This window comes from Flavonifractor plautii ATCC 29863, assembly GCF_000239295.1.
Taxonomy (GTDB): domain Bacteria; phylum Bacillota; class Clostridia; order Oscillospirales; family Oscillospiraceae; genus Flavonifractor; species Flavonifractor plautii.
In genome coordinates this window covers 1-12637 of sequence record NZ_JH417627.1, presented here as the reverse complement: position 1 = coordinate 12637, position 12637 = coordinate 1, and the positions used below count along the sequence as shown (strand labels likewise).

Here is a 12637-nt window from a genome sequence, read left to right as displayed (position 1 = left end):
TCAGATGTCCAATATGTATTGTAGTCCTACAACGGGCTTATGACGAGTATATGGAGTCCTCTTTTATAGGAATGATGGGTGCGGAAGATGAAACAGGCGAAGAAATATGTACAGGAATGATGATGTAATAAGTCCATAATACAGTCCGTGGCTGGACTGAGGAATACCAAGAGGCTCTGGTGAACTCGGAATGGGTCAACTGGACAGCGGACTGCGTTCTCGCCCACTGCGCTCCCAGCAGCGGAGTAATGACGCATACGGAGTGGCCCGATGTATATCCCGGAATGATTGTGGAATAGACGAACAGCCCGTCCTGTGATATGATGGTAGTAAGTCAAAAAGATTGGAGGACAGGCTAATGCCGGAAAAACAGAAGGAAACCATTCGGGAATTGACCCTCATGCTGATGTACCTGACCTCCTGGGAGGAACGGGATACACCGGAAATGCGGGCGGTCAAGAAGAAGGAACTGGAAAAGTATCCCCTTGTCCGCCGATGCTGGAAGGGCTATGCCCACGACCTGCTGGACAAACTTTCAGAGGAAGGGCTGATCAACGCTGCCGGGCGAACCTATCCCGCCCTCATCACACCGGAGGGAGAAGCCGAAGCTCGGAAACTGCTGGCCCAATATGGAATTGATACAGAAGAAAGAAGGCGTCGCAGTGCGGAACGATAAACAAGAACAGGCGATCCGATCCAGCGCAGCGGAATACCTGACCTTTGTGGCCGCTACCGGTGACAGTACAGAGAGCATGGAAATGCGCTATGAGGATGAGAATATCTGGCTGACCCAGAAGATGATGTCGGCCCTCTATGATGTGGATGTTCGGACAATCAATGAGCACATCCAGAAGATCTATGAGGATGGTGAGCTGACAGAGGAGGCAACTATCCGGAATTTCCGGATAGTTCAAACTGAGGGCTCCCGTCAGGTTAGCCGCCAGGTGAAGCACTACAATCTACAGATGATCATTGCGGTTGGATTCAAGGTCAACAATGACCGGGCGGTCCAGTTCCGCAAGTGGGCCAATACCATCGTTAAGGACTACACTATTCAGGGCTGGGCCATGGACAGTGACCGGTTGAAAAACGGGGGTAGTGTACTTACCAAGGAATACTTCGACCACCTTCTGGAGCAGATCCGGGAGATTCGTATGTCTGAACGCAAGTTCTACCAAAAGATCACCGACATCTATGCCACGGCTCTGGATTATGATAAATCATCCAAAACCACGCGCCTGTTTTTTTCCGAGGTACAGAACAAACTCCACTGGGCGATCCACCGTCATACTGCGGCGGAGTTGATCGTGGAGCGAGCCAACGCTGAAAAACCGCACATGGGCTTAACTTCCTGGGAGCAGTATCCAAACGGAAAAATACAGAAGTACGATGTGTCCATTGCTAAGAACTATCTTTCCAGAGAGGAACTGCAGGCGCTGGAACGCATTGTGACCATGTACCTGGACTATGCGGAATACCAGGCAGGCCGCCATATCCCTATGACCATGCAGGACTGGTCACAGCGGCTGAATCGCTTCCTGGAATTCAATGAGCATGAGATCCTCCACGACACCGGCCGGGTGACGCATGAGATCGCCAAAGCCTTCGCAGAGAGCGAGTTTGAAAAATACCGGATTGTGCAGGATCGCATGTTTGAAAGCGACTTCGACCATTTCCTTGCCTTGGAGGAACAAGCAGAGAGAAAGAATGACTGACAAAAGAGAGCCGCCGGTTTCCAGACTGGCGGCTCTCTTTTACAGTTGCGGCAGAAAGATGGAGGCGGCAAATGAGAACTGAATATCGCGATGATCCAACAGTAGACACTGCAGATCTTCCGTATGGATGGCATAAGGGCGATACCTGTGTAATGATTACAAACAAAGCGAAAAAGAGCACTTCCGAATATATTGTGGAAAGCTATGACGGGGTATATTTTGGCGTCCGAAGCCATACTGGGCTATATCACCGGGTATCTCCGTGGAGGATATTCCGGACGAAAGAGGAGGCCATTGAAACCCTGGCAGAGCAGAAATATGGAGGCATATCGCTTTAGGAATCACGGCATTCTGTGCTGGTTTTCCAATGGGCTCAAGATGGTGTTTTTTCACAATAGAATGACCAGAACAACTGTGCTATAATGGCTTTGAAAATGTGTTGGAAGATAAAGAGGAAGGGGTGACCGAAGCATGAAGGAGCGAACCTACATTTGCTGTGACCTGAAATCGTTTTACGCGAGTGTGGAGTGCATCGAGCGTGGGCTGAATCCACTGGATACCAACCTCGTGGTGGCGGACCTGAGCCGCACTGAAAAGACCATCTGTCTGGCGGTCACACCTTCCCTGAAGTCTTATGGCATTTCCGGTCGAGCCAGGCTGTTTGAGGTGATCCAACGGGTCAAGGAGGTCAATGCCCAACGGCAGCGGAATACCCCTGGCCGACAGTTCACCGGCGCTTCCTCTCACGACCCGGAGGTGCGGCGAAATCCTTCCCTGGCCCTCGACTATATCGTGGCCCCACCCCGGATGGCCCACTATATTGACTGGAGCACCCGCGTCTACAGCGTGTACCTCAAGCATGTTGCGCCGGAGGACATCTATCCATACAGCATCGATGAGGTGTTCATCGACGCCACCAGTTACCTGCAGACCTACCATCTGTCGGCCCGTGAATTTGCCCGGAAAATCATCCTCGACATTCTGCAGACGACCGGTATCACTGCTGCGGCGGGCATTGGGACGAATCTGTATCTGGCCAAGGTCGCCATGGACATTGGCGCGAAGCATGTCCCCGCCGATGAATACGGCGTCCGCATCGCAGAACTGGATGAGATGGGCTATCGCCGCTCCTTCTGGACCCACCGTCCGCTCACCGACTTCTGGAGGGTGGGAAAAGGCTATGCCGCCAAGCTGGAAGCCAACGGCCTGTACACCATGGGAGATATTGCCCGGTGTTCTATCGGGCAGCCTACAGATTATCACAACGAGGAACTGCTCTATAAACTGTTTGGTGTCAACGCAGAACTGCTCATCGACCATGCCTGGGGCTGGGAACCCTGCACCATTGCGGACATTAAGGCATACAAACCAGAAAACAAGAGCATCGTCTCCGGGCAGATTCTGCAGTACCCATACCCATTTGAAAAGGCAAGGCTGGTCATCCAGGAGATGGCCGATGCACTGGCGCTGGAATTGGTAGATAAGCGGCTTGCGACCAACCAACTGGTCCTCACAGTAGGCTATGACATCGAAAACCTCAAGGGTACAGCCTACACCAGAGAGGTCACCACGGACCGCTATGGGCGCAAAATTCCCAAGCATGCTCATGGTACAGTCAATCTGGACGGATATACTTCCTCCGGCGAGGAGCTGCTCAAGGCAGCCACCAGCCTGTATGACCGGATCGTAGATAAAACCCTGCTGGCCCGCCGGCTGACCCTCTGCGCCAATCACCTGCTGGACGAGTCTTCTGTGCCGGAGGATTTGCCGGAGCAGATTGACCTGTTTACGGACTACTCGGCAAAGGAAAAGCAGAAAAAAGAGGCTGACACTGCCCATGCACGGGAGAGAAAACTCCAGGAAACCATGCTGGACATCAAAAAGCGTTTTGGCAAGAATGCCATCCTCAAAGGGCTGAATCTGGAGGACGGCGCCACAGCCAGGGAGAGAAACAACCAAATCGGAGGTCACAAAGCATGACCGGACCATACGATGATATCATCAACTTGCCGCATCCTACCTCAGCCAAGCACCCGAGGATGCCGCTCTCAGACCGTGCGGCCCAGTTCGCACCCTTTGCGGCCCTGTCCGGCCACAGCGCCGCCCTTGTGGAAACGGCCCGGCTGACCGACCAGCGCATGGAACTGGACGAGGATGCCAGGGCTGCCTTGGACTCAAAACAGCAACTGCTGTTGGAGCGGATCAAAGAGCGGCCGGAAATCACGGTGACCTGGTTCCAGCCCGACGCAAAGAAAGACGGCGGCCGGTATATCGTATCAACCGGGAGGCTGAAAAGAATCCATGAGGCGGATCAGGTATTGATTCTGGTTGATGGCTTAAGGATACCGATAGGCGACATCGTTGAACTGGAAAGTGAGTGCATTCGGGGGCTTCTTTGAGAGAAATTGAAAAGCTGTGTACAGTGTTTGCGCCAACATACGACTAATTTTATAAGTTATAACTGATAAAATTAGATTATATCAGTTGATTTTCAGTTGTAAATGGGATATACTGAGGTCAACGATAGAAAGGAGGCGCTCCAATCATGATCAAACGAGAACTGTATATGAACCGCATCCGTCCCTTCATTGGGGGCGAACTGATTAAGGTAATGACCGGCATTCGCCGCTCCGGTAAGTCGGTGATGCTGGAACTGATCAAAGAGGAACTGGCGGAGGCTGGTGTTGCCCCGTCTCAGATGATCTCAATCAATTTTGAAGATATGCGGTACTCCCATCTGCAGACCGCAACGGCTCTGCACGATGAGATCATAAAACGGGCAGAGGGCATCAAGGGAAAAGCGTATCTGTTTTTTGACGAGATCCAGGAAGTAGAGGGCTGGGAAAAGTGCGTCAATTCTTTGCGTGTGGCGCTGGACTGCGATATCTACATTACGGGCTCCAACGCAAAACTGCTGTCCGGTGAACTGGCCACTTATATTGGCGGACGGTATGTGGAGTTTGTGATTTACCCATTCTCCTTCGCTGAATTCCTGGAACTGTACCACACAATCGCACCAAGCGATTCGATCCAGCAATGCTTTCAAAAATATCTGCTGGCCGGAGGAATGCCCTATCTGGCCAACCTCCGGTATGAGGAAGAACCCTCCCGGCAGTATCTCACAGATCTATTCAATTCTGTGCAGCTCAAAGATATCGTAAAACGGAACAAGATTCGGGATATTGATTTGCTGGAGCGCATCATTGCGTATATGACCGCAAATGTCGGAACAGTTTTCTCAGCGTCCTCTCTGGCTAAGTTTTTCAAAAATGAGCAGCGGACTGTCGCGGCGGAAACCATCCTGAACTATGTGCGGTACTGCTGTGACGCATATCTCTTCTATCAGGTAAAGCGCCAGGACCTGCAGGGCAAGCAGATACTGGCCTCCAACGAAAAGTATTATATTGCGGATCACGGTATTCGGGAGGCTGTGTTCGGCGGGAACATGAAGGACATCAACCTGATCCTCGAAAACATTGTCTACATGGAACTGCTGCGACGGGGTTATGTTGTCACAGTAGGCAGAGCAGGAGAAAAAGAAATTGACTTTGTATGCGAAAAAAGAGGAGAAAAACTCTATGTGCAGGTAACATACCTGCTGGCCTCTGAAGATACGGTGAAACGGGAGTTCGGTGCATACGATGGCATCCAGGACAATTTCCCCAAGTATGTCGTATCCCTCGACGAGTTTGACATGAGCAGGAACGGGATCAAGCACCGGAATATCCGTGACTTCCTTCTGGCGGAAGAATGGAATTGAGAAAGCGGTAACATATCAGGGCGTGATTGGCGAGGAGGTGACGCATAAGTGAGCGGAAGCAGCCCGAAAAGCATATCAATATCAGGTGTCGAAACCGATATAACCATCGGCAAAGAACTGGCTGCCGTTGCGCAGAAATCAAAGGCACTGGCCTCACGCGACTGCTTTGAGCAACTGGAGATGTACCTCCACGGCAGGAGTCATGACCGCGTGTGTCTGCTCTTTGGCCTGCTCCAGACTGGAAAAAACACCATGCTCCGTCAGGCCATTGGCAGAATGACAAAGGAGGACTTGAGCCGTATCGCATACATCAAAGCCCGCAGGACTGACAATATGGCGATGATGAACCGGGATCTCAAGAAGTTGTTTAACGCGGGATTCCGATATGTGTTCATCGACGAGGTCACACTGATGGAAGACTTTATTGACTCGGCTGCCCTCTTTTCCGATGTGTTCGCCACCATGGGAATGAAGATCGTCCTGTCTGGTACGGACTCCCTGGGCTTCTGGCTGGCAATGGATGAAGAATTGTATGACCGGGCCAAGTCCATCCACACGACCTTCATCCCATATCGGGAGTATAGCCGTCTGCTCGGGATCGACAGCATTGATGAGTACATCCGATATGGCGGCACACTACGCGCCGGAGAGCTGGCCTTTGACGATGAAGATGTGAATGCTCAGGATGCATCCTTCCGGGATGACGAGTCCACCCGAAGATACATCGACACGGCAATCTGCAAGAACATCCAGCACTCCCTGGCCTGCTACGAGTCGGGCGGGCATTTCCGCCACCTGTACTCTCTGTATGAAGCTGGAGAGCTGACCAGCGCCATCAACCGGATCATAGAGGATATGAACCACCGATTCCTGATCTCAGTGCTGACCGATGATCTTCTCTCCCATGACCTGCGGCTCACTGCCGCAAATCTGCGGAAAGAGCGTGACCCCGAAAAGCGCACAGAGGCGCTGGATGCCATTGATACAGAGGCGGTCACCCAGCGTTTGATGGAACTGCTGGATATCCGGAACAAGGAGGAGCAGTCCATCGGTATCACAACTGCTCACATCATAGAGATTAAGCAATATCTTACCGCGTTGGAGTTGATTGTGGATTGTCCCATTGAATCGGCGGACCCCGGAATTGAACCAGTGGAACATATTCTCTTCACACAGCCTGGAATGCGATATTGTCAGGCCCAGGCCCTTATCCATTCCTTGTTAAAGGATGAGCAGTTCTCGGCGCTCAGCGAATATGATAAAACGCAGATCACGGGCCGCATCCTTGAAGAAGTCCGTGGCCGGATGATGGAAGATATTGTGCTGCTGGAAACCATGAAGGCGGCCGACAAGGATCACCGTGTTTTCAAACTGCAGTTTGAGGCTGGCGAGTTTGACATGGTCATCTATGACCAGAAAGAAAACTCCTGTGAGATCTTTGAAATCAAACACAGCAGCAAACAGGTTCCCTTTCAATACCGGCACCTCGTCGATGAGGATAAATGCCAGAGGACGGAACGGCGGTTTGGTCCCATCCATGGGCGCTATATCCTGTACCGCGGCGAAGATGCGCAGATGGAAAATGGGGTCCAATACTGGAATGTAGAGAATTATCTGAAGGCTCTGCCAACATTGGATATCGTCCAAGTACAGGAAATCGGTATGCAGTCAATCGAACCTACTCTGTAAAAGGACTATCGCCACTAAGCAGTTACAATTAGAAATTGAAAAGCATCGGCTATCTTTTTAGGATAGCCGATGCTTTATTTTTAGGAGGATTACTATGAACAGGGTACTCAGAATCGACGAAGAAAAGCCTGAAATGCATATCTCGGTTCAGGGCTATAAGGTCACTCTCTGCTTTGCAGAAAAAGAAAATCCTGAAGTTGCTGTATTAGTAAAGCAGGCTCTCCTGAGCGCCTATGCAATGCCCCAGAAATAGAACGACTTGCTGAAGGTCTTGCATTCAGAAGATTTGATGAAGGGATGGTCAGTAAAATGGCTGAAAGAGTCTATTGCTTATACAGAGGTAAGGATCAGGAAAGCATTCTCATGCAGAAGAACGCCTGCCACGATTTTGCAGAGAAAAAAGGCTGGAACATTGTTGGCGAGGAGCAGGAGATCGGCGTGTCCGGCTATAAAGTCAGCGCCGATGACCTTGTTAAGTTACAGCGCATTAGAAAGGCTGCTGAGCAGGGTGAGTTTGATATCCTGCTGGTCTTTATGTATGACCGGCTGGGACGCAATCTCAACGAAACCCCATTCATCGCAGAGTGGTTTACCAAGAAGGGCATCCATGTTTGGAGCGTCTATGAGGGAGAGATCATAGACGGCGTTGATGCAGAACGCATGCTTGACTACATTCGCTTTTGGCAGACTGATGAGGCCCAAAAACTTTGAGCAAAGTACAGGATAACCCAACACACCAGCCCATTTACTGCAGATTTATCTCCAAAAAGATTATCAATTCCCCTGGCTATTCTGGCCGTAGTGTGAGATAATGGGTATGGCAAAAGCCGGGAACCTTGATAATCGAATAGAATGATTGGGTGTCCGCCCTCTCACACAAAAACATGAGAGGACGGATATCAATGGCTGAAAGAGTTTATTGTTTATACAGAGTTTCCACCAACAAGCAGGTCGATCACGATGAAAACAACCAGGCAGACATCCCTATGCAGAGAAAAGCCTGCCACGATTTTGCGGCGAAAATGGGCTGGGTCATCGTGGGCGAGGAGCAGGAAACTGGCGTATCCGGTTATAAAGTCAGCGCCGATGACCGTGATAAACTGCAGCTCATCAAGAAGTATGCAGAGCAGGGCAAGTTCGATATTCTGCTTGTCTTCATGTTCGACCGACTGGGCCGCAAGTCAGATGAAACCCCCTTCGTTGTGGAGTGGTTTACTAAAAAGGGCGTCCGCGTCTGGAGCGTACAGGAAGGAGAGCAGCGGTTTGAGTCCCACACGGACCGCCTGACCAACTACATCCGTTTCTGGCAGGCCGATGGAGAGAGCCAGAAAACTTCGATGCGCACCAAAACGGCCCTTGGCCAGATGGTAGAGGAAGGCCGATTCCGCGGTGGAAACGCACCATACGGGTACCGGCTGGAAAAGAGCGGCATCCTCAACAAGCGCAAACATGAGGTGTACATGCTGGTCATTGATGAGGACGAGGCCAGAGTCGTCCGGATGATGTTTGACCTCTGCATTTCGTCTGGTTACGGCAGATGGCGCCTTGCCAACTTCCTCAACGACCACGGGATCAAAAACCGGAAGGGACAAAACTGGCACGACGCCAGTGTGGGGGGCATCCTGCACAACCCGCTCTACAAGGGAATCCTTCGGAGCGGAGAAACCTATGCCGGTCCCTTTGAGGACCTCCAGATCATCGCCCCAGACCAATTCGACCTGGCGCAGAAACTGATGCTGGAGCGGACCAATGAGCGGAAAGAGCGGCGCACAGTACCGCTGAATACCGCAGGCCAATCCCTGCTTTCCGGAAACATCTTCTGCGGCCACTGCGGAGGCCGGCTGGTGCTCACTACCAACGGGACAACCACCCGCCTTGCGGATGGGACGCCGGTTCATAAAAAGCGTATTCGCTATGTATGCTACAACAAGACCCGGCGTCGTCAGGAATGCACAGGACAGACTGGATACACAATGCACATTCTGGACGGGATCGTCACCGAGGTGCTACATCAAGTCTTCGACAAGATGCAGGGAGCTTCCAACGACATGATTGTGGGAAGTGCGGTTCAAAAGCAGATGGCAATGATACGCTCGGAATTGCAGCGGGCCAGAGCCGAAAACACCAAGGCCAATAAGGAATATGAATCCCTCAAGTCCGAGGTGCTGAAGGCGATCCAAGGGAAAAGCGCCCTGCCGCAAGATGTGCTGACTGAAATGCTGGAGGATACCCGACAGAAGGTACTGTCCACCAGTGAACGAATCACGACCCTTACCGCAGAACTGAATGATGGAAACTCTAAGATCGAGGAGATGAAGGCCGAGTTCAACCGGATCGTGTCCTGGTCCAAGATTTTTGATGAAAGCCCGATGGAGGTCAAGAAAATGATCTGCGGCTACATCATCAAGAAGGTTTCGGTGTTCCGGGACTATAGGGTCAAGATTGAATTCAACATTAATGTGGAGCAGTTCCTGAATGGTATCGACAGCATCGACGAATGCGCTACCTATGAACTGCCTATGGCGCAATAAGCTCTCACCCTCGCCACGATCACGGTGAGGGTTACATATCAAAGTTTGATATGGCCAGTTGACAACATATATCCTCAATGCTATACTGCATTTGTCTCTCATCAATTGCCGGGGCGGGATATTCAAGCCCTTTCCCGAGCCATCAAAGGGTGCATACCCGGTGGTTCGGGAGAGCGCTTGAATGGCATTCAAGAGGTCAGCGGTTCGATCCCGCTTATCTCCACCAAAAAGAGGCAGAAACCAATTGGTTTCTGCCTCTTTTTTGCTAACGGTGTCGGAAATTTGAGTGATATGTGGTATACTAAACCAAAGGGGGGCGCATGGGAGAGGCACTTCAAAAGAAGCCGAGTCAGGAGGGGCGTTTTTTGTTTAACTGTCATGACCGCGGAATGAAGGCCTATCTGGACCGGCGGTGGAATACGTGGGGGGCCGCCCGGTTGGCGGAGAGAGTATGAAGAAAGAGCCGGAGTGATGGAAGAAAAGCGGACACCCCCGGAGTTGGCCCGGGCGATGATGGAGCTGTTAGGCTGTCCTTGTACCTATTTCGCACCCATGTGGGATGACGATCCCCTGCTGGAATGCCTGCAGATGAACCTGGAGCCGGAGGGGGGAGTACATGGCGTCACGCCGGAGCAGGCGGCGGCGCGGTACTGACAGGAGCGGCATGGAGCGGTACCCTGCGCCGTCACCCACGACGCGCTGGAGTGCCAATTACCCCGCCCGATGGCCCGGGAGGAGTCGATAGCCCTGACGCTGGAGCAATAGGGCTTTTGCCCGGACATTGTGGATCAGGGCGTGGAGCAGATCGGCATCCTGGCGGACGGCCTGGCAAAGTCGGAGCTCTGGTACTTTTGGTGGAATTAAACCGGGGGAGGACTATGGAAAAAGAGTTTATCAATCTGACGCCGGAAAACCTGGACGGGGAGCACCTGTGCTGCATCATCCGCAGCAGGAAACCCCATCCGGGGGTGGAGGCCAAGCGCCGCTGGCTTGCCGGGCGGCTGGAGGAGGGGCATGTCTTCCGAAAGCTGGACGAGAAGGGGGCGGTATTTGTGGAGTATGCCCCGCTGGAGACCGCCTGGGTCCCCGTGACGGGGGACAACTACCTGTACTTGTACTGCCTGTGGGCAGCGGGGGCGTACAAGGGAAAGGGCTGCGGGCGGGCGCTGATGGAGTACTGCCTGGCGGACGCCGGAGCGAAGGGGAAGTCGGGCGTCTGCATGCTGGGCGCCCAGAAGCAGAAGGCCTGGCTCTCCGACCAAAGCTTTGCGAAAAAATACGGCTTTCAGGTGGTGGACACCGCCGCCGGAGGGTATGAGCTGCTGGCCCTCTCCTTTGACGGCACCGCGCCCCGGTTCACGGATGCCGCCCGGCGGGGGACGATCCCGGAGCAGGAGCTGACCATCTATTACGGCATGCAGTGCCCCTACATTCACGCCAGTCTGGAGCAGGTGAAGCGCTTCTGCGGGGAGAGGGGCGCGCCGGTGACCCTGATCCCGGTGGACAGCCTGCACAGGGCCAAGGAGCTGCCCGGCGTGTTCAACAACTGGGCGGTGTTCTACCGGGGGCGGCTTGAGACGGTCAACCTGCTGGATGAGGCGGGCCTCAAGCGGCTTCTCTCAAAATGAATTTTATTCATTGACTTTTGTTCAATCAAGTGCTATACTGCGGATGAGGTGATGGGATGGCGCGGATATCAAAGCCGCCGGAGGTACGGCGGCAGGAGATCCTGGACACGGCCATGGAGCTGTTTGCGGAAAAGGGGTATGAGGACACCTCCATGGCGGACATCGCCAGGCGGATGGGGGTGGTGCAGGGGCTGTGCTACCGCTATTTTGACTCCAAGCGGGTGCTGTTCCGGGAGGCTATGGAGCAGTATGTTCGGGAGTGCTGCGCCGCCGGGCTGCCCATCATCCACGACCGGAGCCGCACGATCCGGCAGCGGCTGGACGACATGGCGGCGCTGACGCTGGAGACCGAGCAGAACGCCCGCTACCACGCCTTTTACCACCGGCCGGAGAACCAGGGTATCCATGAGGAGCTGAACTGGCGCATCTGCGCCTATCTGACGCCCCATGTGGCGGAGGAGCTGGAGGAGGCCTGTCAACGGGGAGAGCTGCGACTGGAGCATCCGGCCCTGGCGGCCAGCTATCTGCTCCACGGGCAGATCGGCCTGCTGGGGGAACATGCGGTGCCCCTGGAGGAGCGGGTGGCGCTCCTCCGGCGCTATGCCGGCCGGATTTTGGAGCCGGAATACTGAACAACGCCTCCGAACCGCGGGGACGCGCGTCGGAGGCAAAAAATCCCCATTCGAGTGAACAAAATTCAATGAATAAAATTCAGTAAGGAGAATGTGCGATGAACGACTGTAAAACGCGCTCCGGCCGGGCCTTTGACCGGCAGGCCTGGACCTATGACACCGCCCGCTTCGGCAGCCATGCCCGTGGGCTGTACCCGGTGTTGCTGGAGCAGCTTGCCCAGATTCCCCATGGCTCGGTTCTGGACGTGGGCTGCGGCACGGGAGAGCTGCTGCGGGAGGTGGGGCTCCGGTTTCCGGAGACCGCCCGGACAGGGCTGGATCTGTCGGCCAATATGCTGGCAGTGGCCCGGGAAAAGCTGGGCGGCGCGGTGGAGCTGGTGCAGGGGGACGCCGAGCGCCTGCCCTTTGCCGACGGGCGGTTTGAGGTGCTGCTGTGCAACGACTCCTTCCACCACTATCCCAACCCGGGCGCGGCGGCGGCGGAGTTTGCCCGGGTGCTCCAGCCCGGCGGCGTACTCCTGCTGGGAGACTGCACGGCCCCGGCGGGGCTGCGGGGGGTGGCCAACCTGTTCCTCCCCCTGTCCGGCGAGGGGGACGTGCGCCTCTACAGCGGGGCGGAGCTGGCCGCCCTGCTGGAACCCCACTTCCACGGCGTGGAGTTCCGGCGGGTGGGGCGCTCCAG

The 12637-nt window shown here is 54.0% G+C and carries 15 protein-coding genes; all 15 read left to right on the top strand.

The window, feature by feature from the left end:
* Nucleotides 1–358: 358 nt before the first annotated feature.
* Nucleotides 359–676 (top strand): DUF6429 family protein, encoded by a 318-nt coding sequence (locus tag HMPREF0372_RS00510; protein ID WP_007487993.1) that lies wholly within the window; start codon nt 359–361, stop codon nt 674–676.
* Complete coding sequence (locus HMPREF0372_RS00505) at nt 663–1715, top strand: virulence RhuM family protein (RefSeq protein ID WP_007487991.1); 1053 nt, start codon at nt 663–665, stop codon at nt 1713–1715. The genes HMPREF0372_RS00510 and HMPREF0372_RS00505 overlap by 14 nt, the downstream gene beginning before the upstream one ends.
* 71 nt (nt 1716–1786) lie before the next feature.
* The gene (locus tag HMPREF0372_RS18905) at nt 1787–2053 is read left to right on the top strand and encodes a hypothetical protein (RefSeq protein ID WP_080567977.1); all 267 of its coding nucleotides are present in this window, start codon (nt 1787–1789) and stop codon (nt 2051–2053) included.
* Nucleotides 2054–2186: 133 nt separating this feature from the next.
* Entirely contained in the window at nt 2187–3695 is a 1509-nt protein-coding gene (locus HMPREF0372_RS00500) for a Y-family DNA polymerase (protein WP_007487988.1), read from the top strand.
* Nucleotides 3692–4114 carry a YolD-like family protein gene (locus HMPREF0372_RS00495; RefSeq protein WP_007487987.1) on the top strand — a complete coding sequence of 141 codons (423 nt, stop codon included), beginning with the start codon at nt 3692–3694 and terminating at the stop codon, nt 4112–4114. The genes HMPREF0372_RS00500 and HMPREF0372_RS00495 overlap by 4 nt, the downstream gene beginning before the upstream one ends.
* A gap of 146 nt (nt 4115–4260) precedes the next feature.
* Nucleotides 4261–5475, top strand: a complete 1215-nt coding sequence (locus tag HMPREF0372_RS00490; RefSeq protein WP_007487986.1) for an ATP-binding protein — start codon at nt 4261–4263, stop codon at nt 5473–5475.
* Between the two features lie 48 nt (nt 5476–5523).
* Nucleotides 5524–7164 (top strand): AAA family ATPase, encoded by a 1641-nt coding sequence (locus HMPREF0372_RS00485; RefSeq protein WP_007487985.1) that lies wholly within the window; start codon nt 5524–5526, stop codon nt 7162–7164.
* 94 nt (nt 7165–7258) lie between these two features.
* Nucleotides 7259–7417 carry a hypothetical protein gene (locus HMPREF0372_RS19915; RefSeq protein WP_007487984.1) on the top strand — a complete coding sequence of 53 codons (159 nt, stop codon included), beginning with the start codon at nt 7259–7261 and terminating at the stop codon, nt 7415–7417.
* 44 nt (nt 7418–7461) lie between these two features.
* Nucleotides 7462–7875 carry a recombinase family protein gene (locus HMPREF0372_RS00480; RefSeq protein WP_007487983.1) on the top strand — a complete coding sequence of 138 codons (414 nt, stop codon included), beginning with the start codon at nt 7462–7464 and terminating at the stop codon, nt 7873–7875.
* Nucleotides 7876–8066: 191 nt separating this feature from the next.
* A complete protein-coding gene (locus HMPREF0372_RS00475; RefSeq protein ID WP_007487982.1) occupies nt 8067–9695 on the top strand; it encodes a recombinase family protein in 1629 nt (542 codons plus the stop codon).
* 471 nt (nt 9696–10166) lie between these two features.
* Nucleotides 10167–10349, top strand: coding sequence for a hypothetical protein (locus HMPREF0372_RS00470; protein ID WP_007487979.1), 183 nt, complete (start codon nt 10167–10169; stop codon nt 10347–10349).
* Between the two features lie 126 nt (nt 10350–10475).
* Entirely contained in the window at nt 10476–10559 is an 84-nt protein-coding gene (locus HMPREF0372_RS21250; protein WP_080567976.1) for a hypothetical protein, read from the top strand.
* A gap of 14 nt (nt 10560–10573) precedes the next feature.
* Complete coding sequence (locus tag HMPREF0372_RS00465) at nt 10574–11323, top strand: GNAT family N-acetyltransferase (RefSeq protein WP_007487977.1); 750 nt, start codon at nt 10574–10576, stop codon at nt 11321–11323.
* 56 nt (nt 11324–11379) lie between these two features.
* Complete coding sequence (locus HMPREF0372_RS00460; protein WP_007487976.1) at nt 11380–11955, top strand: TetR/AcrR family transcriptional regulator; 576 nt, start codon at nt 11380–11382, stop codon at nt 11953–11955.
* Between the two features lie 98 nt (nt 11956–12053).
* A partial coding sequence (locus HMPREF0372_RS00455) for a class I SAM-dependent methyltransferase (RefSeq protein ID WP_007487975.1) occupies nt 12054–12637 on the top strand: 584 nt, incomplete at its 3' end.